The sequence below is a fragment of the Streptomyces sp. NPDC101234 genome (genome assembly GCF_044767525.1).
Classification (GTDB): Bacteria; Actinomycetota; Actinomycetes; order Streptomycetales; family Streptomycetaceae; genus Streptomyces; species Streptomyces sasae.
The window spans coordinates 161,604-185,291 of record NZ_JBIWOA010000014.1; the positions used below are offsets into that span (position 1 = coordinate 161,604).

Genomic DNA, 23,688 nt, shown 5'->3' on the forward strand with positions numbered 1-23,688 from the left:
GGCTGGCGTAGGCTGGTTCGGTCCGCCCACAAGCCATTACGAGCCACTCCGAGCCATGACGAGCCATTACGAAAGGGACGCGCCGGTGACCGAGAAGGCCGACCTTCAGTCCGTTCTCGACCGTGCCGCTGCCGGTGGGCGGATCACCCCGGAAGAGGCACTCGACCTCTACCGCGACGCTCCGCTGCACGCGCTGGGCGCAGCCGCCGACGCCGTACGCCGCCGCAGGTACGCGGGTACCGAGCACATCGCGACGTACATCATCGAGCGGAACATCAACTACACGAACGTGTGCGTCACGGCGTGCAAGTTCTGCGCGTTCTACGCGGCCCCCAAGGACAAGGACAAGGGCTGGACCCGCGACCTCGACGACATCCTGCGCCGCTGCGCGGAGACGGTCGAGCTGGGCGGCACCCAGATCATGTTCCAGGGCGGCCACCACCCGGACTACGGCGTCGAGTACTACGAGAAGCACTTCAAGGCGATCAAGGACGCGTTCCCGCAGCTGGTCATCCACTCCCTCGGCGCCTCCGAGGTCGAGCACATGGCCCGGATCTCCGGCGTCTCCGTCGAGGAGGCCATCACCCGCATCCACGAGGCGGGCCTGGACTCCTTCGCGGGCGCCGGCGCGGAGCTCCTCCCCGCGCGCCCCCGCAAGGCCATCGCGCCCCTCAAGGAGAGCGGCGAGCGCTGGCTGGAGATCATGGAGACGGCGCACAAGCTGGGCGTCGAGTCCACGTCGACGATGCTCATGGGCACCGGCGAGACCAACGCCGAACGCATCGAGCACCTGCGCATGATCCGGGACGTCCAGGACCGCACCGGCGGCTTCCGGGCCTTCATCCCGTACACCTACCAGCCCGAGAACAACCACCTGAAGGGCCGCACGCAGGCCACGCTCTTCGAGTACCTGCGGATGATCGCGATCGCGCGGATCTTCATGGACAACATCGCCCACATCCAGGGCTCCTGGCTCACCACCGGCAAGGAGGTCGGCCAGCTCTCCCTCCACTACGGCGCGGACGACCTCGGCTCGATCATGCTGGAGGAGAACGTCGTCTCCTCGGCCGGCGCCAAGCACCGCTCCAACCGCCTGGAGATCATCGACCTGATCCGCAAGGCGGGCCGCGTCCCGGCGCAGCGCGCCACGACGTACGAGCACCTCGTCGTCCACGACGACCCGGCGAACGACCCCGTCGACGAGCGGGTGATGTCCCACATCTCGTCGACGGCGATCGAAGGCGGCACGGCGCACCCGGAGTTGAAGCTCCTCACCACCAACTGACCCGCCCGTGGAGACGATTCACACGGCGGACCGGGTCTTCGTCACCTGGGACGCCGAGCCGGTCGAGCACGGCGCCGTGGTGGTCGGAGGGGACCGGATCGGCGCGGTGGGGCCGTACGACGACCTGCGCGCCCGCTTCCCCCGGGCGCGGGTCCGCACCTGGCCGGGCGACCTGGGCCCCGCCCGCATCCACGACGGCCCCCTCCCGGCCGCCCCCAGCCCGCGCGAGCGCGTGCACGCGGTGCTGAAGCTGGGGGCGGTGGCGGTCCTGGCACAGTACGTCGACTCGCCCGAACTACGGGCGGCGGCGGAGCGCAACGACGTGGCGGTACTCCCGGGGACGGCCCGGAAGCCGGCGATCGTAGAAACCGGCCGGGCCGACTTGGCGGTGTTCGACGAGGCGGGTCAGTGCATCGCGACGGTGTGCGCCGGGCGCCTTGTTCATAGACGCAGGTAGTGAGCGCCCCTATAGGGGCACGGGGCTGTATCGATTTGCGGCTCCGCCGCGTGGGCGCGATCAACCCCCACTCACCCGCAGACGACACTCAACCCGCGAACGCCTTCCCGAACGCCCCCGAACTCTGACTCACCCCACTGCAGTCGGTCGCGGCGTCATCCGTCCCCGAACTCCCGCTCGCACACTGCACATCCCGGAACGTCGACCACATCGAAACCCACGCGATGTCCTTCTCCTCGGCGAACGAACGCACATCGGCCGCGTCCGACAGCGAGAACGTCTCCCCGTCCACGTCGTTCACCCCGATCATCGAGGTCAGTGCCATCCCGCCCCACGCGTCCGCGTCCGACAGCCCGAACACCTTCTTCAGCTGCTTCTGCGTGGCCTTCGCCGCGGTGACCGCGTAGTCGCCCATGTCCCCGTCGTACGACTCGCCGTAGTTCATGGTCATGATGTTGACCGTCGAGACCTGTACGTCGTACTTGTTCGCGGACTCCAGCAGCGCGAGGCCGTCGGAGTCCAGCCCCGACGGCATCACGGGCAGCGTGAAGGAGACCTGCAGGCCGGACCGCTCCTTCTGGAGCTGCGCGATCGCCTGTGACCGCAGAGCGACCGAGTCGGAGTCGGTCAGCGTGTCGCCCTCGATGTCGAAGTCGGCCTGCGTGGAGCCCGCGGCGTCCAGCGCGGCACCGTACGCGGCGGCCAGCTTCGAGGCGCTGGAGCACGTCGTCGCCAGCTCCTTCCCGGAGGCTCCGCCGAAGGACACCCGGACCGTCGCACCGTCCGCCTTCAGCTTGGAGATCCGCGACTTCACCACCGAACTCCCGATCGCGGCCGTCCCGTTCCACTTCGGCGTGCAGCTGCTGCCACTCGCGATCACGAAGGCCAGGTTGTACGTCGACGGCGAGCCCGCGCCGTCCGTGTCGGCGGCCTCCGTCGCGCTGACGTAGGGCGCGTACGACGTGCTCGACCCGTTCGATCCGTCGGCCGCCGTGGGTGAGGACGAGGCCCGCCCGGGCGGCGCGGGCGCCGCGTCCGACGTGCCGCCGGAGCCCGAGGAACACCCCGTCACTGCCATGGCAAACAGGCAGCTAAGCCCAGCGGCCGGCCTCAGGAAACCCCGCATTAAGATGCACCCGCTCTCGTGATTTGTGTCTCAGCCTCGAAACAAAGCCTGATTCGAAAGGGAAACGTCTCACACGGACCTGGTGTTCAAAGGTCCAGCGAATACATAGAAAACTCATGGAAGGAAGGGTGTGAATCGGATCAATGGTGCGTCGTAAAAGGGGTGTTCGGGCAGATTCCCACACCCGGTGACCGCCGCAGGTGTTCACAGAATCTCTCAGTGAAAAGACAGGTTAAGGCGTTTCTCATGGGGGCCTCACATGAACTCCGAAGGCGGTCACATAAAGACTCCCTAATGTCTGTGCAATGCAATCCGAGCCTGCCATCGAAAGCCACGCCACCGTGCGCGGTCGCCGCCGCAAACAAGGCAACGGGTCTGCCGAGGGGCCCGTCTTCGTCGACTCCTCCGGACGCCGGTCCAAGGTGCTGCGCCGCGTCGGCGTCCTTCTCGGCGTCGTCTGCCTCGCCTACGCGGGAGTGCTCGGCGCCGCCTTCATGGGCTGGGGCACCTCACTCACCCCGTCCTCACTGATCCCCGACTTCGCACGCGGGGGCAGCGCCCCCGGCGGCGAACGCCCGCAGGGCGGCATCGGCCGGCAGATCGGCGCGCCCAGCGGGCGCCCGTCGGCACCGCCCTCGGCCACTGCCACCCCGTCCGCCTCCGCATCCGCCACCGCCAACTGACCGGAAACGCAGGCCTCTCCCCATGACTACACCGACGTCCTCGCGCGGCCGCAGGCGCGCCCCCTCCCGCATCGAGCGGGCGGCGGGCCGGGCCGCGGCGCTGCAGAAACCACGTGTCATCCTCGCCCTGCTGTTCCTGCTGGCGCTGACCTGCGTGATGCTGCTCGACGGCTATCTGCGCGCAGAGGTCGGCGGCGACAACCGGGTCCGCACCGGCGCCAGCGCCAGCAAGGCCCCCGACAAGATCCTCGACGGCGGGCCGATCCTGACCTTCCGGGGCGGCCAGGCGACCACCGTCTCCGTCCCCTCCAAGACCATCGCGCTCACCTTCGACGACGGCCCGAACCCGACCTGGACCCCGCAGGTCCTCAAGATCCTCGACCAGTACGACGTGCCCGGCACGTTCTTCCTGGTCGGCTCCATGGTGTCGCGCTACCCGAGCATCGTGAAGTCGATGGTCGAGCAGGGCAACGAGGTCGGCATCCACACCTTCACGCACGTCGACCTGTCGTACCAGAGCGATGCCCGGATCAACCGCGAGATGCAGCAGACCCAGCTCGCGCTCGCCGGCGCGGCCGGGATCACGACGACCCTCTTCCGCGCGCCGTACTCCTCCGAGACGGACGCCATCGACAACTACAGCTGGCCGGTCTACGAGAAGCTCGGCAAGGAGGGCTACACCAGCGTCTTCGTCGACACCGACAGCGACGACTGGAAGAAGCCGGGCGTCTCGAAGATCATCAAGTGGGCCACGCCGAAGAAGAACCAGGGCGCCTCGGTGCTCTTCCACGACGCCGGTGGCGAGCGCTCGCAGACGATCAAGGCGCTGCCCCAGTACATCAAGAAGATGAAGGCGAAGGGCTACACCTTCACCACGATCAGCGGCGTCGTCGAGAAGCGGAGCGCGGCGAACCGGGAGGCCGCAGCCGCGAGCAACGGCACGAGCGGCACGAACGGCACGAGCGCTACGACCGGCACAACCGGCACGACCGGTACCGGGGTCACGGAGGCCGGCACGCTCACCGGCGCCGCCGGTGGCAGCACCGCCGGCACCGGCACCGGTTCCCAGCCCGGCGGCACCGCCCCGAACGGTGAGAACGCCCCGAACGGCGAGAGCGGCACCGCTCCGAACAGCGGTGGGAAGGGCTCCGTCGCCGCCATCCGGCGTCTCCAGGCGGCCCACCGCACGGCCACCGGCATGACCCTCTACGAGGGCAAGGCCCTCATCGTGGCGGTCGCGATCGCCGAATGGGCCCTCCCGGTCCTCTCCTACCTGCTGCTGGTCGTCGGCATCGCCGTCATGGGCCGCTTCGGGATGATGCTGCTCATCGCCCGCCGCCACTACAGACAGCGCAACAAACGCCGGTTCGGCTGGGGGCCCGAGGTCACCCGGCCGGTGAGCGTGATCGTCCCGGCGTACAACGAGAAGGAGTGCATCGCCAACACCCTGGAGTCACTGGCGCAGAGCACCCACCCGATCGAGATCATCGTCGTCGACGACGGGTCGACGGACGGCACCTCGGAGATCGCCCGCGCCGCCGCGGACAAGCTGGGCATGTCCAACGTCCGGGTCGTCCGCCAGGAGAACGCGGGCAAGCCGGCCGCCCTCAACAACGGTGTGCGCAACGCCAGTTACGACATCGTCATCATGATGGACGGCGACACCGTCTTCGAGCCGGACGCGGTGCACCAGTTGGTGCAGCCCTTCGCCGACCCCGAGGTCGGCGCGGTCGCCGGCAACGCGAAGGTCGGCAACCGCAACACGGTCATCGGCGCCTGGCAGCACATCGAGTACGTGATGGGCTTCAACCTGGACCGCCGTATGTACGACCTGCTGCGCTGCATGCCGACCATCCCCGGTGCGATCGGAGCGTTCCGCCGCGACGCGGTGCTCCAGGTCGGCGGGATGAGCGAGGACACCCTCGCCGAGGACACCGACATCACCATCGCCATGCACCGCGCGGGCTGGCGGGTCGTCTACCAGGAGCACGCCAAGGCCTGGACGGAGGCGCCCGGTTCGCTCAAGCAGCTGTGGTCCCAGCGCTACCGCTGGTCGTACGGCACCATGCAGGCCCTCTGGAAGCACCGCAAGTCCCTTACCGACAAGGGTCCTTCGGGCCGCTTCGGCCGAGTGGGCATGCCCCTGGTGGTCCTTTTCCAGATCGTCACCCCGGTCTTCGCCCCCCTCATCGACGTCTTCACGGTCTACTCCATGATCTTCGTCGACTTCGAGGCGGCCCTGCTGGCCTGGCTCGCCGTCCTCGGCATCCAACTCGGCTGCGCGGCCTACGCGTTCCGGCTCGACAAGGAGCAGTACCGCTACCTCCTGATGATGCCGCTCCAGCAACTGGCCTACCGTCAGATGATGTACCTGGTCCTCATCCACTCCTGCATCACCGCCCTCACCGGCGGCCGCCTGCGCTGGCAGAAGCTCAAGCGCACGGGCGAGGTCGGCACCCCGGCGGGGGTGAGCGGCTGATGAGCTGGGACCAGCAGAACCCGTACCAGCACGGCTACGGCTACGACCAGAACCCGTACGGCGGCCAGCAGCAGTACACGCAGCATCCGTATCCGCAACAGCAGCAGTACCCGCAACAGCAGCAGTACGTCGACTACGGCTACACCCCGGCGCCCGAGCAGACCGCCCCGCTCCCGCCGGTGGAGCCGGAGCCCGTACGGGAACCGGTGGCCGTCGTCGAGGAGCCGAGGTCCGCCCCCGACCCGCGGTGCGAGTCCGAGTCCGCGTCCCAGCCTCCGTCCGAGCCCAAGCCCAGGTCCGCCGGACGCGACCGGTACTTCGACACCCTCCGTGCCGTCGCCCTCATCAGGGTCGTCACCTACCACACCTTCGGCTGGGCCTGGTGCGGGATGGTGTTCCCCTCCATGGGCATCATGTTCGGCCTCGCCGGCACGCTCATGGCGAAGTCCCTGGAGCGCCCCGCGCTCAAGGTCGTGAAGAGCCGCCTGCGCCGCCTGCTGCCCCCGTTCTGGTTCTGGGGTTTCTTCGTCGTCATGGCGATGCTGATCCACGACTGGCTGCCCGGCTGGCAGATCGTCTACTGGGTCGTGCCGCTCGGCGACCCGCCGGGCAACGCGTGGGGCGAGCAGGCCTGGGAGATCCTCTGGTACCTGAGGACGTACCTCTGGTTCGTCCTTCTCTCCCCGGCCCTGCTGTGGGTCTTCCGCAAGGCCCCGATCCCGGTGCTGCTGGGGTCGCTGGCCCCGATCCTGGTCCTGAACTTCGTCTGGTCGGGCCCGGACAACCGCTTCGGCAGCGCCTTGTGGGACCTGTCGACGTACCTCTTCTGCTGGATCCTCGGCTTCGCCCACCGCGACGGCGTGCTCCAGCGGATGAAGCCGGCCCTGGTGGTCGTGGGCTCGCTCGCCGCGCTCGGCTACGGCGGCTGGTACGCCTTCTCGCACCAGGCCGACTTCGGGACGTACGACCTGGACGAGAACCCCCTGGCCCAGGCCTTCTGGTCGGCCGGGTTCGTGATGCTGCTGATGTGGGCGAAGGCCTACTTCAGGATCGACTTCGCCTGGCTGACCCGGTTCAAGCGACTGGACCGGACGGTCACGATCTTCAACGCGCGCGCGGTGACGATCTACCTCTGGCACGAGATCGCGCTGATCCTCGCGGTCCCGCTGATCGACCAGATGTGGAACGTGCCCGCGTTCGAGAAGTGGCTCCCGCTGGACAGCCAGTGGTTCATGTTCGGCGTCGGCTGGATCCTGATCGCGGTCTTCGTCGTGCTGTGCGGCTGGGTGGAGGACGTGGCCGCGAAGAAGAAGCCCAAGCTTCTTCCCTGAGGGCGTGCTGCAAGAATGGCGGGCGTGACCCGCGCCTCCCTGAACAAGCAGCCGCACGAAGTCGCCTCGATGTTCGACGACGTGGCGGAACGGTACGACCTGACCAACGACGTGCTGTCGCTCGGCCAGGACCGGCACTGGCGGAAGGAGGTCGCCAAGGCGGTCGACGCACGTCCCGCGCAGAAGATCCTGGACCTGGCGGCCGGCACGGGCACCTCCTCCCAGCCGTTCGCCCGGGCCGGCGCCTTCGTCGTGCCCTGCGACTTCTCCCTCGGGATGCTCCAGGTCGGCAAGCGGCGCACCGCATGGATGCCCTTCACCGCCGGGGACGCGACGAAGCTGCCGTTCAAGGACGACACCTTCGACGCCGTGACGATCTCCTTCGGACTGCGCAACGTCCAGGACACCGACGCGGCCCTGCGCGAGATGTACCGGGTGACGCGGCCCGGCGGCCGGGTGGTGATCTGCGAGTTCTCGCACCCGACCTGGGCGCCCTTCCGGACCGTCTACACCGAGTACCTGATGCGCGCGCTGCCGCCGGTGGCCCGCACGGTCTCCTCCAACCCGGACGCCTACGTCTATCTCGCCGAGTCCATCCGCGCCTGGCCCGACCAGCCCGCGCTGGCCGGACGGCTGCGCGAGGCGGGCTGGTCGAAGGTGGCCTGGCGCAACCTCAGCGGTGGGATCGTCGCCCTGCACCGGGGCTTCAAGGCGGCCTGAGCCCCGGCCGGGAACTCACAGGCTGCTCACCTCGAAGGCGTCCCCGGGCCGGTCTCCGGGCCGGTCCAGCTCCCGTTGCAGCCCGCCCTTCGGCGGCCGTGGGATGCGTGGCTCGCGCACGCCCCCGCCTCCCTCGCCCTCGCCGAAGTCGAACCACACGTACACCATCGAGTCCCGCGGCACCTCGGCACCGGGCTGCGGGAACTGGCGTACGACGTAGTCGACGACCGCGAGATGGAAGTCCGGCCGGTCCGGCGCGTCGAGGGACAGCCCTCGCGCGTAGGCGGTCTCACGCGCGTCCACGGCCATCAGTCCGACCAGCCGTGGTACGCGCACTTCGGGTGTTTTGGGTGTTATACGCACAGATGTCACCCCCAGCGGTACTGGAAGGGTAACTCCCGGCGCACGGTGACCGGAAGCGCCAAGTGTCTTTCTGTAACAGATCGTCACTCTGCGTTACCGGCCTGTGTTGCAGGTCTGCGTCACCGGTCTGTGCTGCCGTCGTGCAGGTCGAGCCGGAAGCAGAGCGCGTTCTCCGCGAACCGCGGGTGCGGGAACGTCTCCGCCTGCTCCATGCCGAGGCGCCGGGCGACCGCGACCGACCGCTCGTTCCCCGGCCGCACCATCGCCACCACCTTCGGCACGCCCGCCGCTCGCAGCCGCTCCAGTGTCATCAGCGCTGCCGCCGTGGCATACCCCTTGCCCCAGTACTCCCGTGCGATCCGCCAGCCGATCTCGACCTCGCCCTCGGGCCCCCACTCGTGCGGCCACGGCTGGGCGCCGGTGAAGCCGATGACCTGCCCGGCGTCGTCGACCATCGTCCACAGGCAGAAGCCGAGCTCCGCGTCGTGCCGGCGCTGGCGGGCGGTGAGCTCCTCGTAGACGGACAGCTCCGCGGACCTGCCGCCGTGGAACTCCATGACCTCCGGGTCGTCGAAGACCCGATGCCAGGCGAACGCGTCCTCGTGCGTGGGCACACGCAGTCGTACCGCGGGGAGAGCTCGGTTCACAGGGGCAGCCCTTCAGCCGGGTGATCAGTACCGCTGAATAGACTGCCCATGTCCAGTGCCGGTCGGCACGCAGATTTCGAGCCTTGGGGAGCCCCCGTCGTGACCGAGCCCCTCTCCGAAAACACCGCCGATGTCATCGTCGTCGGCGCGGGGCCAGCCGGCTCCACGACGGCGTACCACCTCGCCAAGTCCGGACTAGACGTACTGCTGCTGGAGAAGACGGAGTTCCCCCGCGAGAAGGTGTGCGGCGACGGACTCACCCCGCGCGCGGTGAAGCAGCTGGTCGCCATGGGCATCGACATCTCCGAGGAGGCCGGCTGGCTGCGCAACAAGGGCCTGCGCATCATCGGCGGCGGCACCCGCCTCCAACTGGACTGGCCGGATCTCGCCTCCTTCCCCGACTACGGCCTGGTCCGCAAGCGCGACGACTTCGACGAACAGCTCGCCCGCCAGGCGCAGAAGGCCGGCGCCCGCCTGTTCGAGCGCTGCAACGTCGGCGCCCCGATCATCGACGACCGCACCGGCCGGATCACCGGCGTGCACGCCAAGCTCGGCGAGGAGAAGCGAGAGGTCACCTTCCACGCGCCGCTCGTCGTGGCCGCCGACGGCAACTCCACCCGGCTCTCCCTCGCGATGGGCCTGCACCGCCGCGAGGACCGCCCGATGGGCGTGGCCGTCCGGACCTACTTCACCTCCCCCCGCCACGAGGACGACTACCTGGAGTCCTGGCTGGAACTCTGGGACCGCCGCGGCCCCCAGGACCGCCTCCTTCCCGGCTACGGCTGGATCTTCGGCATGGGCGACGGCACCTCCAACGTGGGCCTCGGCGTCCTGAACACCTCCGACTCCTTCAAGGAACTGGACTGGCGCGAGGTCCTCAAGGCCTGGTGCGCCTCCATGCCCGAGGACTGGGGCTACACCCCCGAGAACATGACCGGCCCCATCCGCGGTGCCGCCCTCCCCATGGCCTTCAACCGCCAGCCCCACTACACGCGCGGCCTGCTGCTCGTCGGCGACGCCGGCGGCCTGGTGAACCCCTTCAACGGCGAGGGCATCGCCTACGCCATGGAGTCCGGCCAGATCGCCGCCGACGTCATCGTCCAGGCGCACGCGCGGGCCACGCCCAGCGGGCGCGAACTGGCCCTGCAGCGCTACCCGCGCGTCCTCAAGGACACCTACGGCGGCTACTACACGCTGGGCCGCGGCTTCGTGAAGCTCATCGGCAACCCGAAGGTCATGCAGATCGCGGCCCAGCGCGGCCTGACCCACCCGCTGCTGATGAAGTTCACCCTGAAGCTCCTGGCGAACCTCACCGACCCGACCGGCGGCGACGCGATGGACCGCATCATCAACGGGCTCAGCAAGATGACCCCGAAGGCCTGACCGCCCCTAGGAGCCGATCGCCTCGATGCCGGCGATCGCCTCGATGTTGGCGGCCCGGCGGGTGTGGACGTCCTCCCGCCGGTCCGCCACCTGCCGCAGAGCTTCCTTCCGCTCCCGCTTGGAGAGCCGGTCGAGATACACGCGTCCGTTCACATGGTCGGTCTCGTGCGCCAGGCAGCGGGCGAAATACCCCGTTCCCTCGATGGTGAGCGAATTGCCCTCCTTGTCCTGTCCGTGCACGACCGCCCGGTCCGGTCGCGGTACGTCCATGACGGCACCCGGTACCGACAGGCAGCCCTCGCTGTCGTCGAGCAGCCGGCGCTCGGCCGGATCCTGCGACTCCAGCACGGGATTGACAATGTGTCCGACATGACGGACACCCTGGTCGTCGGGGCAGTCGTACACGAACAGCCGCAGATCGACTCCGACCTGGTTGGCCGCGAGGCCGGCTCCCTCGGCGATGTACATGGTGAGGAACATGTCGTCGACGAGCGCGGCGAGGTCGGGTCCGAACTCGGTGACGTCCCGGCAGGGCTTGTGCAGGACGTCCTCACCGGTCTCGGTGATCCGGCGCACCGAACCGCGCCCGGCCTCGGGGGCGTGCCGGGGGTAGTGGTCCATGGGGTTTCCCTGGACGAAGACGCGTGGCATCGCGGTGTCTCCTTCGTGGGTCTCGGACCGCTCCGTGCGAGCGGCCTGCGTCGAGGATCCCAGGAGTCACCGGCTTCGTGGGAAGCCTGTGGAAAACGTGCCGGGCGGGCCTGTGGAAAACATCCATGGCGGGCCTGCGGAAAAGTCCACGGCGGGCCCCGAGGAGCGCCGGAGGGCCCGTGGAACGCCGGAAGGGCCGCTGCCCCCGAGCGGCTGCGGCCCTACCGTGCTTGCATGGTGCCCGAGTTATCCGGGTTGACCGGTTTGATCGGGATTGATCGGGTCGGTCAGAGCACCCGCACCGCGCCGGTCGGCGGGTCGTACGACAGCGGGTGCTCCCCGACGCCGCTGGAGGGGTTCTGCGCGCCGACGAACATGCCGTCGCCCACGTACACCGCCACGTGGTACGCGCTGCCGGCGCTGCCCCAGTAGAGGATGTCGCCGGGCTGCAGGTTGCTCAGCGAGACCTGGGTGCCCTGCGTCGACTGGTCCTGGGAGACGCGCGGCAGGCTGACGCCGACCGACTTGAAGGCGGCCTGCACGAGACCCGAGCAGTCCCACGAGTTGGGGCCCGTGCCGCCGGAGACGTAGGCGTCGCCGATCTGCGCCTTCACGAAGGCCACCACCGCGGCGGCCGAACCCGTCGCCGTGGACGAGCTCGTGGAGGTGCTGGAGCCGGCCGAGGTGGCGCTGAGAGCGGTGCGCTCGGCGCTGCGCGAGGTGGCCTGCTCCGCGGCGGCCTTGCGGGCCGCCTCGGCCTTCTTCTTGGCCTCGGCCTTCTTCTGCGCGTCGGCGAGGTCCGCCTTGGCCTGCTTCGCGGCCGTGGCGGCTGCCGCGTCGCGCTCGGCCTGGAGCGAGTAGTTCGCGGCGACCTGCTGCGTGGCGTCGGCGGACTGAGCCACCTGGGTGGCCACATCGGCCGTCAGGATGGGCAGTTCGAGCGTCTGCGTCACGGGTTCGGCGGCACTCGCCGAGGCCGCGCCCGCCGCTGCCATGCCGAGGACGCCGCTGGCAACTCCGGCGCGCACGGCGATGTTTGTCGTCGCGCTGCGGCGGGGCTTCCGGTGGCTGCGTATGTGAGCGGTGTGGGACATGGGAACAACCGGTATCAGGGGCTCCTTCATATCTACAAGAAACGTGTGCTCCGCCACAGTTGCTCAATCGAGACCGTAAATCCTGCGCGTGTCGTTCCTTATTGACGCCGTAACGGACATTGCGGACGTCCGTGATCACGCCTGTGATCACGTTCTTTCGCTATTACGCCCGAATTGCCCGCCACCTACCATCGCTTGCGGTCGTTGGCCAAGCCCCGTTCTTAGGCGCCTCTCATCGATGTGGCGGAGGTCACGGAACGGTCGCGGGGAGGGGTGCGTCTCGCGCGGAGATCGGGGCAGAAGCGGAGCCCTCCGAGTTCGTGAACGCGTGCACGCGTCCACACCACCTCCCACGCCTCCCTCTGATGTGTGAATGCGGTCCTCTATCAGGGCGCCCCGTCCATCGCCAATTTGCATGCAGGGGAACTCTCTTGATATTGAGATGCCCGCTCCGAACCCCCTCCGGCCTGCGCCTACGGTCGAAAATGTCACTTCTGGTGATCAGCTGAACGCTTCGCGTGTGAAGATCACCACTCATCCGACTTCATGATCGATCGTCAGGTGGTGGAGATCACAAAGCTTGTGTAATACCCCGTGTCGCAGATCACAGAGCGGCGGGCATAAGATGCGAGGCAGTTGGGCTTGTGACCTGCTTCACATGTTCGCGATCTTCGCCCGGGACGCGCGGGGTTCGTGCGACGGACGAGGCGGGTGAGTCCAGCCGAACCGCCACCAGTCAGTGCCGACTGAGAGGAGCGAGGAGCGGTGAACGCGTATGCGCCCATCCTCGTACTGGGAGCCCTCGGGGCAGGCTTTGCGATCTTCTCCGTGGTCATGGCCACGCTGATCGGTCCGAAGCGGTACAACCGCGCCAAACTCGAAGCCTACGAGTGCGGAATCGAGCCGACCCCCACGCCGGCCGGCGGCGGGCGTTTCCCGATCAAGTACTACCTGACGGCGATGCTCTTCATCGTCTTCGACATCGAGATCGTCTTCCTCTACCCCTGGGCCGTCACCTTCGACGCCCTGGGTGTTTTCGGGCTCGTGGAGATGTTGCTCTTCGTGCTCACCGTCTTCGTCGCCTACGCGTACGTATGGCGGCGCGGCGGCCTGGAATGGGACTGAGGGGCTTTTTGACATGGGACTCGAAGAAAAGCTGCCGAGCGGATTCCTGCTGACCACCGTCGAGCAGGCCGCGGGCTGGGTGCGCAAGGCGTCCGTCTTCCCCGCCACCTTCGGCCTCGCCTGCTGCGCCATCGAGATGATGACCACCGGCGCCGGCCGCTACGACCTGGCCCGCTTCGGCATGGAGGTCTTCCGCGGCTCACCCCGCCAGGCCGACCTCATGATCGTCGCCGGCCGGGTCAGCCAGAAGATGGCACCGGTGCTCAGGCAGGTCTACGACCAGATGCCCAATCCCAAGTGGGTGATCTCCATGGGTGTCTGCGCGTCCTCGGGCGGCATGTTCAACAACTACGCGATCGTCCAGGGCGTCGACCACATCGTCCCCGTGGACATCTATCTCCCCGGCTGCCCGCCCCGCCCCGAGATGCTGATGGACGCGATCCTCAAGCTCCACCAGAAGATCCAGTCCTCCAAGCTCGGCGTCAACGCCGAGGAAGCGGCCCGCGAGGCGGAGGAGGCAGCGCTCAAGGCCCTGCCCACGATCGAGATGAAGGGGCTGCTGCGGTGAGCGACGCGAACGGCCACAACGGGGTCAACCCCGAGAAGGACCTCGCCGCCGACAACCTCCCCGGCCAGCGCGGCCAGGGCGGTGAGGAGATCCGCGTCCAGCGCGGCATGTTCGGCGCCGACAACGGCGGCGACACCTCCGGCTACGGCGGCCTCGTCCGCTCGGTCCGACTCCCGGGACCGGCGACCCGCCCCTACGGCGGCTGGTTCGACGAGGTCGCCGACGAGCTGGAGGGCGCCCTGGAGGAACAAGGACTCCTCCCGGACAACGCGATCGAGAAGACGGTCGTCGACCGCGGCGAGATCACCTTCCACATCGAGCGTGAGCACCTGCCGCGCGTCGCCCGCACCCTGCGCGACGACCCCGCCCTGCGCTTCGAACTGTGCACCGGTGTCAGCGGCGTCCACTACCTCCACGACAAGGGCCGCGAGCTGCACGCCGTCTACCACCTGCGCTCGATCACCCACAACCGGCTGATCCGCCTGGAGGTCAGCGCCCCGGACGCCGACCCGCACATCCCGTCCCTGGTCTCCGTCTATCCGACCAACGACTGGCACGAGCGCGAGACCTACGACTTCTTCGGGATCGTCTTCGACGGTCACCCGGCCCTGACGCGGATCATGATGCCGGACGACTGGCAGGGCCATCCGCAGCGCAAGGACTACCCGCTCGGCGGCATCGCCGTCGAGTACAAGGGCGCCCAGATCCCGGCTCCGGACCAGCGGAGGTCGTACTCGTGAGCACGCAGTCAGCAGCCGCCCGCGAAACCACCGAGGGCACCGTATACACGGTCACCGGTGGCGACTGGGACGAGGTCGTCCAGTCCGCGGCCCGCGCGGACGACGAACGCATCGTCGTCAACATGGGGCCTCAGCACCCCTCCACCCATGGAGTGCTCCGGCTCATCCTGGAGATCGACGGCGAGACGGTCACCGAGGCCCGCTGCGGCATCGGCTACCTCCACACCGGCATCGAGAAGAACATCGAGTTCCGCACGTGGACACAGGGCACCACGTTCGTGACCCGCATGGATTACCTGACGTCGTTCTTCAACGAGACCGCCTACTGTCTCGCCGTCGAGAAACTCCTCGGCATCGAGGACCAGATCACCGAACGAGCCAAGATCATCCGGGTGCTCCTGATGGAGCTGAACCGTATGTCCTCCCACCTGGTGTGCATCGCCACCGGCGGCATGGAGCTCGGTGCCACCACGATCATGATCTACGGCTTCCGCGACCGCGAGATGATCCTCGACCTCTACGAGCTCATCACCGGCCTGCGCATGAACCACGCGTACATCCGCCCCGGCGGACTCGCCCAGGACCTGCCGCCCGGCGCGGTCGACCAGATCCGCGAGTTCGTGAAGAAGATGAAGAAGAACCTCCCGGAGTACGACAAGCTCGCCACCGGGAACCCCATCTTCAAGGCCCGTATGCAGGACATCGGCTACCTCGACCTGGCCGGCTGCATGGCCCTCGGCGCCACCGGGCCGATCCTGCGCTCCACCGGCCTCCCGCACGACCTGCGCAAGGCCCAGCCGTACTGCGACTACGAGACGTACGACTTCGACGTCCCGACGGCCGACACCTGCGACTCCTACGGCCGTTTCCTGATCCGCCTGGAGGAGATGCGCCAGTCGCTCAGGATCGTCGAGCAGTGCCTGGACCGGCTGCAGCCCGGCCCGGTCATGGTCGCCGACAAGAAGATCGCCTGGCCCGCCCAGCTCGCCCTGGGCCCCGACGGGCTCGGCAACTCCCTCGACCACATCAAGAAGATCATGGGCACCTCCATGGAGGCCCTGATCCACCACTTCAAACTCGTCACCGAAGGCTTCCGGGTCCCGCCCGGCCAGGTCTACGCGGCCGTCGAGTCACCCAAGGGCGAGCTCGGTGTGCACGCCGTCTCCGACGGCGGCACCCGCCCCTACCGGGTCCACTTCCGCGACCCGTCCTTCACCAACCTGCAGGCCATGGCGGCGATGTGCGAGGGCGGCCAGGTCGCCGACGTCATCGTCGCCGTCGCGTCCATCGACCCCGTGATGGGAGGCGTCGACCGGTGACCACCTCTTCTTCGGAGCGCGGTATCAGCCTGGGCATGCCCGAGCTGCCCGCACCCGCGTACCCGGACGACGTCCGGGCCCGTCTGGAAGCGGACGCGCGCGACGTCATCGCGCGCTACCCCGACTCCCGGTCCGCCCTGCTGCCGCTGCTGCATCTCGTGCAGTCGGAGGAGGGGCACGTCACGCGCACCGGAATGCAGTTCTGCGCGGACATCCTGGAGCTGACCACGGCCGAGGTCACCGCCGTCGCCACCTTCTACACCATGTACCGCCGCAGGCCCTCCGGCGACTACCAGGTGGGTGTCTGCACCAACACCCTCTGCGCGGTCATGGGCGGTGACGCGATCTTCGAGACCCTCCAGGAGCACCTGGGCGTCGGCAACGGCGGGACCACCGACGACGGCAAGGTCACCCTGGAGCACATCGAGTGCAACGCGGCCTGCGACTTCGCCCCGGTCGTGATGGTCAACTGGGAGTTCTTCGACAACCAGACCCCGGCGAGCGCCACACGACTGGTCGACGACCTGCGCGCGGGCCGGGACGTCGAGCCCACCCGCGGGGCGCGACTGTGCACCTTCAAGGAGACCGCGCGGATCCTCGCCGGCTTCCCCGACGAACGGCCAGGAGCCGTCGAGGAGAGCGGCAGCGCGGGACCGGCATCGCTGGTGGGCCTCCGCCTGGCCAAGGGAGAGACCGCACCCGCGCGCGTGGTCCATCCGCGCGCCCAGGGATCCCAGGACGCGCCGTCCGCAGAGGAGGGGGAGTGATGACGGTGGTACCCGACCTCAAGGACACCAGCCCCGAGAAGCTGCTCGCACCCGTGCTGTCCGCCTTCTGGGACGAGGACCGGTCCTGGACGCTGGACGTCTACCGAAGGCACGAAGGGTACGAGGGGCTCCGCAAGGCGCTCGCGATGTCACCGGACGATCTGATCGCCTATGTGAAGGAGTCCGGGCTGCGCGGCCGCGGCGGCGCAGGGTTCCCGACCGGGATGAAGTGGCAGTTCATCCCGCAGGGAGACGGCAAACCGCACTATCTGGTTGTCAACGCCGACGAATCGGAGCCCGGGACCTGCAAGGACATCCCGCTCCTCTTCGCGAACCCGCACAGCCTCATCGAGGGCATCGTGATCGCGTGCTACGCCATCCGGTCGTCGCATGCCTTCATCTATCTGCGGGGTGAAGTCGTCCCCGTCCTGCGGCGGTTGCACGAGGCCGTGCGCGAGGCCTACGCGGCCGGCTACCTCGGCGAGAACATCCTCGGCAGCGGACTGGACCTCACCCTCACCGTGCACGCCGGCGCCGGCGCGTACATCTGCGGTGAGGAGACCGCACTGCTCGACTCGCTCGAAGGCCGCCGCGGTCAACCGCGGCTCCGTCCCCCCTTCCCGGCTGTCGAAGGGCTCTATGCCTGCCCGACTGTTGTGAACAACGTCGAGTCCATCGCCTCGGTTCCCGCCATCCTGCAAAAGGGCAAGGAATGGTTCAGGGCGATGGGGAGCGAGAAGTCACCCGGCTTCACGCTCTACTCCCTCAGCGGCCATGTCGCCAGCCCCGGCCAGTACGAGGCACCGCTCGGCATCACCCTGCGCCAGCTCCTCGACATGAGCGGCGGAATGCGCACCGGCCACCGCCTCAAGTTCTGGACGCCCGGCGGCTCCTCGACGCCCATGTTCACCGACGAGCACCTCGACGTCCCCCTCGACTACGAAGGGGTGGGCGCCGCCGGTTCCATGCTGGGCACCAAGGCCCTGCAGTGCTTCGACGAGACCACCTGTGTCGTCCGCGCGGTCACCCGCTGGACCGAGTTCTACGCCCACGAGTCCTGCGGCAAGTGCACCCCCTGCCGCGAAGGCACCTACTGGCTGGTGCAGTTGCTCCGCGACATCGAGGCCGGCAAGGGCGTCATGTCCGACCTCGACAAGCTCAACGACATCGCCGACAACATCAACGGCAAGTCCTTCTGCGCCCTCGGTGACGGCGCAGCGTCCCCGATCTTCTCCTCGCTGAAGTACTTCCGCGAGGAGTACGAGCAGCACATCACGGGCCGGGGCTGCCCCTTCGACCCGGCAAAGTCGACGGCCTGGGCGGACCGCCCGGAGGTGAACGCATGACCGTGACCACGAGTTCCCCCTCCTCGGGGGGAACGGCGGCGGTCCCGCCGGAGGACCTCGTCACGCTGACGATCGACGGCGCCGAGATCAGCGTGCCCAAGGGCACCCTGGTCATCCGCGCCGCCGAACAACTCGGCATCGAGATCCCGCGCTTCTGCGACCACCCCCTGCTCGACCCGGTCGGCGCCTGCCGCCAGTGCATCGTCGAGGTCGAGGGCCAGCGCAAGCCCATGGCGTCCTGCACGATCACGTGTACGGACGGAATGGTGGTGAAGACTCACCTCACCTCGCCCGTCGCCGAGAAGGCCCAGCACGGTGTGATGGAGCTGCTGCTCATCAACCACCCCCTGGACTGCCCGGTCTGCGACAAGGGCGGCGAGTGCCCGCTGCAGAACCAGGCGATGTCGCACGGCAACGCCGAGTCCCGCTTCGACGGCAGGAAGCGCACCTACGAGAAGCCCCTCCCGATCTCCACCCAGGTGCTCCTCGACCGCGAACGGTGCGTGCTCTGCGCCCGCTGCACCCGGTTCTCCAACCAGGTCGCCGGCGACCCGATGATCGAACTCCTGGAACGCGGCGCGCTCCAGCAGGTCGGCACCGGCGAGGGCGACCCGTTCGAGTCGTACTTCTCCGGGAACACCATCCAGATCTGCCCGGTCGGCGCGCTGACCTCGGCGGCGTACCGCTTCCGCTCCCGCCCCTTCGACCTGATCTCCTCGCCGTCCGTGTGCGAGCACTGCTCGGGCGGCTGCGCCACCCGCACCGACCACCGGCGCGGCAAGGTCATGCGGCGGCTCGCCGCCAACGACCCCGAGGTCAACGAGGAGTGGATCTGCGACAAGGGACGCTTCGCGTTCCGGTACGCGCAGCAGAAGGACCGCCTGGAGACACCGCTGGTCCGAGGCGCACAGGGCGTCCTCGAACCCGCCTCCTGGCCGGAGGCCCTCGACGCCGCCGCGCGGGGCCTGGCCGCCGCCCGCTCCCGGGCGGGCGTCCTCACCGGCGGCCGGCTCACCGTCGAGGACGCCTACGCGTACAGCAAGTTCGCGCGCGTGGCCCTCGACACCAACGACATCGACTTCCGCGCGCGCGTGCACAGCAGCGAGGAGGCCGACTTCCTGGCCGCCCGGATCGCCGGCCGCGGCCGCGACCTCGACGGTACGGGCGTCACCTACACCTCCCTGGAGAAGGCGCCCGCCGTCCTCCTGGTCGGGTTCGAGTCGGAGGAGGAGGCCCCCGGCGTCTTCCTGCGGCTGCGCAGGGCCTGGCGCAAACGCAAGCAGAAGGTGTTCTCGCTCGCCACGTACGCCACGCGCGGTCTGGAGAAGACCGGCGGCACCCTGCTGCCGGCCGCACCCGGCACCGAGACCGAGTGGCTGGACGCCCTCGCGAGCGGCGTCGGCCTGGAGGAGCCCGGCACCCTGGCCGCCGAGGCACTGCGCGCCGACGGTGCCGTCATCGTCGTAGGGGAGAGGCTGGCGTCGGTCGCCGGCGGCCTCACCGCCGCCGTACGGGCCGCCACCGCCACCGGAGCCCGGCTGGTGTGGATCCCGCGCCGGGCCGGGGAGCGCGGCGCGATCGAGGCGGGCGCGCTGCCGTCGCTGCTGCCCGGCGGCCGCCCGGCCACCGATCCACGCGCGCGTGAAGAGGTCGCCGCCGTCTGGGGCGTGGCCGAACTCCCGCTCCGCTACGGCCGCGACACCGGCCAGATCGTCGAGGCCGCCGTCCGGGGCGAACTGTCCGCCCTGGTGGTCGCCGGCGTCGAGGTCGCCGACCTGCCCGACCCGGCACGCGCGCGTGCGGCACTCGAAGCCGTCGGCTTCCTGGTCTCCCTGGAGCTGCGGCCCAGCGAGGTCACCGAGCACGCCGACGTCGTCCTCCCGGTCGCCGCCGTCGCCGAGAAGGCCGGCACGTTCCTCAACTGGGAAGGCCGGGCGCGCATGTTCGAGGCCGCGCTCAAGCCCGACCAGATGACCAGGCGGCTCGCACCCACCGACGCGCGCGTGCTGCAGATGCTCGCCGACGCCATGGACATCCATCTGGGCCTGCCCGATCTGCGCACCGCGCGCGCGGAGCTGGACCGGCTCGGCGCCTGGGACGGGCCGAAGGCCTCCGAACCGACGGAGACGGCGGTGTCGCTGCCCAGGCCCGCGGCCGGCGAGGCAGTACTGGCGGGGCACCGGCTCCTCCTCGACCAGGGCGTCCTCCAGGAGGGCGACGAGGCCCTGGCCGGCACCCGGCACGCGGCCCACGCGCGCGTGTCCGCCGCGACGGCCGCCGAGGCCGGCGTCGCCGACGGCGACCTCATCGCCGTCACCGCAGGCTCCGGCACGGTCGAAATCCCGCTCCGGATCACCGAGATGCCCGACCGTGTGGTCTGGCTCCCGCTGAACTCCGTGGGCGGCGGCGTCGCCTCCGACACCAGAACCCTGCCCGGCTCCCTCGTCCGCATCGGCCCGGCGGCCACCGCCGGTGAGGCCCCCAAGGAGGTGGAGGCATGAGCCCGTACCTTGCCGCAGAAGACCTCTCGATGTTCGGCCGCGACCCCTGGTGGCTGGTCGTCGTCAAGGCGGTGTTCTGCTTCGCCTTCCTGATGGTGACGGTCCTGTTCTCCATCGTCTGGGAGCGCAAGGTCGTCGCCTGGATGCAGCTGCGCATCGGCCCCAACCGGCACGGCCCCTGGGGCATGCTCCAGTCGCTCGCCGACGGCATCAAACTGATGCTCAAGGAAGACGTCATCGTCAAACGCGCGGACAAGGTCGTCTACGTCCTCGCACCGATCGTCGCGGCCATCCCGGCCTTCATGGCGATCGCGGTGATCCCCTTCGGCCCGGCCGACAACGAGATCTCCATCTTCGGCACCCGCACCACGATGCAGCTCACCGACCTGCCGATCGCGATGCTCTACATCCTCGCGGTCGCCTCCGTCGGCATCTACGGCATCGTGCTGGCCGGCTGGAGCTCCGGATCGACGTACCCGCTCCTCGGCGGCCTCCGCTCCTGCGCACAGATGATCTCCTACGAGATCGCCATGGGCGCCGCGTTCGCCTCCGTGTTCCTCTACTCGGGGTCCATGTCGACATCGACGATCGTCGAACAGCAGCAGGGCCGCTGGTACATCCTGCTGCTGCCGGTCTCCTTCATCATCTACGTCGTCACCATGGTCGGCGAGACCAACCGCGCCCCCTTCGACATGCCCGAGTCCGAGGGCGACCTCGTCGGCGGCTTCAACACCGAGTACTCGTCGATCAAGTTCGCGATGTTCATGCTCGCCGAGTACGTCAACATGGTCACCGTCTCCGCCGTGTCGACCACCCTCTTCCTCGGCGGCTGGCGCGCCCCCTGGCCGATCAGCGCCTTCTGGGAGGGCGCCAACCACGGCTGGTGGCCGCTGCTCTGGTTCGTCATCAAGGTCCAGCTGCTCCTGTTCTTCTTCATCTGGCTGCGCGGCACGCTCCCGCGCGTGCGCTACGACCAGCTGATGAAGCTCGGCTGGAAGGTCCTCATCCCGGTCTCCGTCGTCTGGCTGATGCTCGTCGCGACCGTACGGACCCTGCGCAACCAGAACTACGACTTCGCCGACATCGCCCTCTACGTCGGCGGCGGAGTCCTCGCCCTGCTGCTCCTGTCCTTCGTCGCCGACATCTTCCGCGACAAGGGCAAGGAGGCCGCGCAGCCCGCCGCGGAGCCGGCCGGATTCGACCCGATGGCGGGCGGATTCCCCGTACCGCCGCTGCCCGGACAGGAACTGCCACCGGTGCCCCGACGCAGCTCGCGCCGGGAACGGGAGCTGATTGTCAGTGGCGGACCGGACACTGTCAGTGACGGATCTACGGATGGAAAGGAGGCGTCCGATGGCTGAGGAGCCCAAGGAGACCAAACCCGGTTTCCAGAACCCGGTGGCCGGCTTCGGCGTGACCTTCAAGGCCATGTTCAAGAAGCGGCTGACCGAGCAGTACCCGGAGCAGAAGAAGACCACGGCTCCGCGGTTCCACGGACGGCACCAGCTCAACCGCCATCCGGACGGCCTGGAGAAGTGCGTCGGCTGCGAACTGTGCGCCTGGGCCTGCCCCGCGGACGCCATCTACGTGGAGGGCGCCGACAACACCGACGAGGAGCGTTACTCGCCGGGCGAGCGCTACGGCCGCGTCTACCAGATCAACTACGCCCGCTGCATCCTGTGCGGCCTGTGCATCGAGGCGTGCCCCACGCGCGCGCTCACGATGACCAACGAGTTCGAACTGGCCGACAGCAGCCGCGCCAACCTCATCTACACCAAGGAACAACTGCTCGCCGGCCTCGAAGAGGGCATGGTCGACACGCCCCACTCGATCTTCCCGGGGACCGACGAACAGGACTACTACCGGGGCCTGGTCACCGAGGCCGCGCCCGGGACCGTACGCCAGGTCGCCGTCTCCAAGGGCGAGACGCCGGAGGAAGAGGAGGTGGAGGCATGAGCCCGCAACTCGCCGCCTACGCCACCTCCACCGGTGAGGCCTTCCAGTTCTGGGTCCTCGGCACCGTCGCCGTGCTCGGCGCCCTGAGCACCGTCTTCATGAAGAAGGCCGTGCACAGCGCCCTCTCCCTCGCCGGAACCATGATCGTCCTGGCGGTGTTCTACCTCGCCAACGGTGCCTACTTCCTCGGGATCGTGCAGATCGTCGTCTACACCGGCGCGATCATGATGCTGTTCCTCTTCGTGGTGATGCTGGTCGGCGTGACCGCCGCCGACTCCCTGAAGGAAACCATCAAGGGCCAGCGCTGGCTGGCCCTTCTCTGCGGGGCCGGCTTCGGCGTCCTGCTCCTCGCGGGCATCGCCAACGCCTCCCTCAAGGACTTCGACGGCACCGGCCAGGCCAACGCCAACGGCAATGTGCAGGGCCTCGCCGCCCTCATCTTCACCAAGTACGTCTTCGCCTTCGAAATCACCGGCGCCCTGCTCATCACCGCCGCCGTCGGCGCCATGGTGCTCACCCACCGCGAGCGCACCGAGCGCCCCAAGACCCAGCGCGAACAGTCCGAACAGCGCGTCCGCGAGGGCAAGCACGTACCGCCGCTGCCCGCTCCCGGCGTCTACGCCCGGCACAACGCCGTGGACATCGCCGGCCTGCTGCCCGACGGCACCCCGTCCGAGCTCACGGTCAGCAAGACGCTCCGCGACCGCGGTCAGCTCCGTGACGTGTCCGCGGAGGCGCTGAGCGACCTGCGGGCCCTGGAACAGCGGGCCGAGGAACGCCTGGAGCGGACCCCGATCGAGCCGGTGGACTTCAAGCGGTCCGAGGAGGCGTCGAAGTGAACCCCGTCTACTACCTCTATCTCGCCGCCCTGTTGTTCACGATCGGCGCCACCGGTGTGCTGATCAGACGGAACGCGATCGTCGTCTTCATGTGCATCGAGCTCATGCTCAACGCCTGCAACCTCGCGTTCGTCGTCTTCTCCCGCATGCACGGCAATCTCGACGGCCAGATCATCGCCTTCTTCACGATGGTCGTCGCCGCCGCGGAGGTCGTGGTCGGGCTCGCGATCATCGTGTCGCTGTTCCGTACCCGCCACTCGGCCTCGGTCGACGACGCCAGCCTGATGAAGCTGTAAGGGGTCGCTGAA

The 23,688-nt window shown here is 68.7% G+C and carries 23 protein-coding genes; 18 read left to right on the forward strand and 5 right to left on the reverse strand.

All coding sequences use genetic code 11. The features are described from left to right. Positions 1-85 precede the first annotated feature (85 nt). Both mqnC and ACIRR9_RS25915 read left to right on the forward strand, forming a co-directional pair. Positions 86-1,285 carry a cyclic dehypoxanthinyl futalosine synthase gene (gene mqnC, locus ACIRR9_RS25910; protein ID WP_403756362.1) on the forward strand — a complete coding sequence of 400 codons (1,200 nt, stop codon included), beginning with the start codon at positions 86-88 and terminating at the stop codon, positions 1,283-1,285. 7 nt (positions 1,286-1,292) lie between these two features. After that, positions 1,293-1,742 (forward strand): imidazolonepropionase-like domain-containing protein, encoded by a 450-nt coding sequence (locus tag ACIRR9_RS25915; RefSeq protein ID WP_403756128.1) that lies wholly within the window; start codon positions 1,293-1,295, stop codon positions 1,740-1,742. Positions 1,743-1,830: 88 nt separating this feature from the next. On the opposite strand, the gene ACIRR9_RS25920 is transcribed toward ACIRR9_RS25915, so the two are convergent. Beyond that, positions 1,831-2,868 (reverse strand): chitinase, encoded by a 1,038-nt coding sequence (locus ACIRR9_RS25920; protein WP_403756131.1) that lies wholly within the window; start codon positions 2,866-2,868, stop codon positions 1,831-1,833. Positions 2,869-3,173: 305 nt separating this feature from the next. On the opposite strand from ACIRR9_RS25920, the gene ACIRR9_RS25925 reads away from it, so the two are divergent. The 4 genes from ACIRR9_RS25925 to ACIRR9_RS25940 are packed head-to-tail and all read left to right on the forward strand — an operon-like array spanning position 3,174 to position 8,081. Further along, the gene (locus ACIRR9_RS25925; RefSeq protein ID WP_316773683.1) at positions 3,174-3,551 is read left to right on the forward strand and encodes a hypothetical protein; all 378 of its coding nucleotides are present in this window, start codon (positions 3,174-3,176) and stop codon (positions 3,549-3,551) included. A 22-nt stretch (positions 3,552-3,573) separates the two neighbouring features. Beyond that, positions 3,574-6,030 (forward strand): bifunctional polysaccharide deacetylase/glycosyltransferase family 2 protein, encoded by a 2,457-nt coding sequence (locus tag ACIRR9_RS25930; protein WP_403756134.1) that lies wholly within the window; start codon positions 3,574-3,576, stop codon positions 6,028-6,030. Beyond that, positions 6,030-7,361, forward strand: coding sequence for an acyltransferase (locus ACIRR9_RS25935; protein WP_403756137.1), 1,332 nt, complete (start codon positions 6,030-6,032; stop codon positions 7,359-7,361). Before ACIRR9_RS25930 ends, ACIRR9_RS25935 begins: the two co-directional genes overlap by 1 nt. 24 nt (positions 7,362-7,385) lie before the next feature. After that, positions 7,386-8,081 carry a demethylmenaquinone methyltransferase gene (locus tag ACIRR9_RS25940; protein ID WP_403756140.1) on the forward strand — a complete coding sequence of 232 codons (696 nt, stop codon included), beginning with the start codon at positions 7,386-7,388 and terminating at the stop codon, positions 8,079-8,081. A gap of 15 nt (positions 8,082-8,096) precedes the next feature. Here the strand turns inward: ACIRR9_RS25940 and ACIRR9_RS25945 are convergent, their stop codons facing one another. Then, positions 8,097-8,417 (reverse strand): PASTA domain-containing protein, encoded by a 321-nt coding sequence (locus tag ACIRR9_RS25945; RefSeq protein WP_365335845.1) that lies wholly within the window; start codon positions 8,415-8,417, stop codon positions 8,097-8,099. A 146-nt stretch (positions 8,418-8,563) separates the two neighbouring features. Continuing rightward, positions 8,564-9,091 (reverse strand): GNAT family N-acetyltransferase, encoded by a 528-nt coding sequence (locus tag ACIRR9_RS25950; RefSeq protein ID WP_403756143.1) that lies wholly within the window; start codon positions 9,089-9,091, stop codon positions 8,564-8,566. Positions 9,092-9,139: 48 nt separating this feature from the next. Between ACIRR9_RS25950 and ACIRR9_RS25955 the strand changes: the two genes are divergently transcribed. Continuing rightward, complete coding sequence (locus tag ACIRR9_RS25955; protein WP_403756145.1) at positions 9,140-10,474, forward strand: geranylgeranyl reductase family protein; 1,335 nt, start codon at positions 9,140-9,142, stop codon at positions 10,472-10,474. Between the two features lie 6 nt (positions 10,475-10,480). Here ACIRR9_RS25955 and def read toward each other — a convergent pair whose 3' ends face one another. Both def and ACIRR9_RS25965 read right to left on the reverse strand, forming a co-directional pair. Further along, positions 10,481-11,125: a peptide deformylase gene (gene def, locus ACIRR9_RS25960; protein ID WP_403756148.1), complete on the reverse strand. Its 645-nt coding sequence runs from the start codon at positions 11,123-11,125 to the stop codon at positions 10,481-10,483. Positions 11,126-11,412: 287 nt separating this feature from the next. Next, positions 11,413-12,219 carry a C40 family peptidase gene (locus tag ACIRR9_RS25965; protein WP_123974923.1) on the reverse strand — a complete coding sequence of 269 codons (807 nt, stop codon included), beginning with the start codon at positions 12,217-12,219 and terminating at the stop codon, positions 11,413-11,415. 765 nt (positions 12,220-12,984) lie between these two features. Between ACIRR9_RS25965 and ACIRR9_RS25970 the strand changes: the two genes are divergently transcribed. From ACIRR9_RS25970 to nuoK, 11 genes are read left to right on the forward strand one after another with little or no spacing between them, the layout of a single operon-like run. After that, positions 12,985-13,344, forward strand: coding sequence for an NADH-quinone oxidoreductase subunit A (locus tag ACIRR9_RS25970; RefSeq protein ID WP_007383963.1), 360 nt, complete (start codon positions 12,985-12,987; stop codon positions 13,342-13,344). 13 nt (positions 13,345-13,357) lie between these two features. After that, positions 13,358-13,912 (forward strand): NADH-quinone oxidoreductase subunit B family protein, encoded by a 555-nt coding sequence (locus tag ACIRR9_RS25975; RefSeq protein ID WP_007383964.1) that lies wholly within the window; start codon positions 13,358-13,360, stop codon positions 13,910-13,912. Beyond that, the gene (locus ACIRR9_RS25980; RefSeq protein ID WP_123974921.1) at positions 13,909-14,652 is read left to right on the forward strand and encodes an NADH-quinone oxidoreductase subunit C; all 744 of its coding nucleotides are present in this window, start codon (positions 13,909-13,911) and stop codon (positions 14,650-14,652) included. The genes ACIRR9_RS25975 and ACIRR9_RS25980 overlap by 4 nt, the downstream gene beginning before the upstream one ends. After that, positions 14,649-15,971, forward strand: coding sequence for an NADH-quinone oxidoreductase subunit D (locus ACIRR9_RS25985; protein ID WP_403756152.1), 1,323 nt, complete (start codon positions 14,649-14,651; stop codon positions 15,969-15,971). Before ACIRR9_RS25980 ends, ACIRR9_RS25985 begins: the two co-directional genes overlap by 4 nt. Then, positions 15,968-16,738 carry an NADH-quinone oxidoreductase subunit NuoE gene (nuoE, locus tag ACIRR9_RS25990; RefSeq protein ID WP_403756155.1) on the forward strand — a complete coding sequence of 257 codons (771 nt, stop codon included), beginning with the start codon at positions 15,968-15,970 and terminating at the stop codon, positions 16,736-16,738. The genes ACIRR9_RS25985 and nuoE overlap by 4 nt, the downstream gene beginning before the upstream one ends. Then, positions 16,738-18,084 carry an NADH-quinone oxidoreductase subunit NuoF gene (gene nuoF, locus ACIRR9_RS25995; protein ID WP_384558982.1) on the forward strand — a complete coding sequence of 449 codons (1,347 nt, stop codon included), beginning with the start codon at positions 16,738-16,740 and terminating at the stop codon, positions 18,082-18,084. Before nuoE ends, nuoF begins: the two co-directional genes overlap by 1 nt. After that, positions 18,081-20,585, forward strand: coding sequence for an NADH-quinone oxidoreductase subunit G (locus ACIRR9_RS26000; protein WP_403756158.1), 2,505 nt, complete (start codon positions 18,081-18,083; stop codon positions 20,583-20,585). Before nuoF ends, ACIRR9_RS26000 begins: the two co-directional genes overlap by 4 nt. Beyond that, positions 20,582-21,946, forward strand: a complete 1,365-nt coding sequence (gene nuoH, locus ACIRR9_RS26005) for an NADH-quinone oxidoreductase subunit NuoH (RefSeq protein WP_365335855.1) — start codon at positions 20,582-20,584, stop codon at positions 21,944-21,946. Before ACIRR9_RS26000 ends, nuoH begins: the two co-directional genes overlap by 4 nt. Beyond that, positions 21,939-22,541 (forward strand): NADH-quinone oxidoreductase subunit NuoI, encoded by a 603-nt coding sequence (gene nuoI / locus ACIRR9_RS26010; protein WP_365335856.1) that lies wholly within the window; start codon positions 21,939-21,941, stop codon positions 22,539-22,541. Before nuoH ends, nuoI begins: the two co-directional genes overlap by 8 nt. Next, on the forward strand, positions 22,538-23,380 hold the full coding sequence (locus ACIRR9_RS26015) for an NADH-quinone oxidoreductase subunit J (protein ID WP_403756163.1): 843 nt from the start codon (positions 22,538-22,540) through the stop codon (positions 23,378-23,380). Before nuoI ends, ACIRR9_RS26015 begins: the two co-directional genes overlap by 4 nt. Then, positions 23,377-23,676 carry an NADH-quinone oxidoreductase subunit NuoK gene (gene nuoK / locus ACIRR9_RS26020; RefSeq protein ID WP_046726439.1) on the forward strand — a complete coding sequence of 100 codons (300 nt, stop codon included), beginning with the start codon at positions 23,377-23,379 and terminating at the stop codon, positions 23,674-23,676. The genes ACIRR9_RS26015 and nuoK overlap by 4 nt, the downstream gene beginning before the upstream one ends. Positions 23,677-23,688 lie beyond the last annotated feature (12 nt).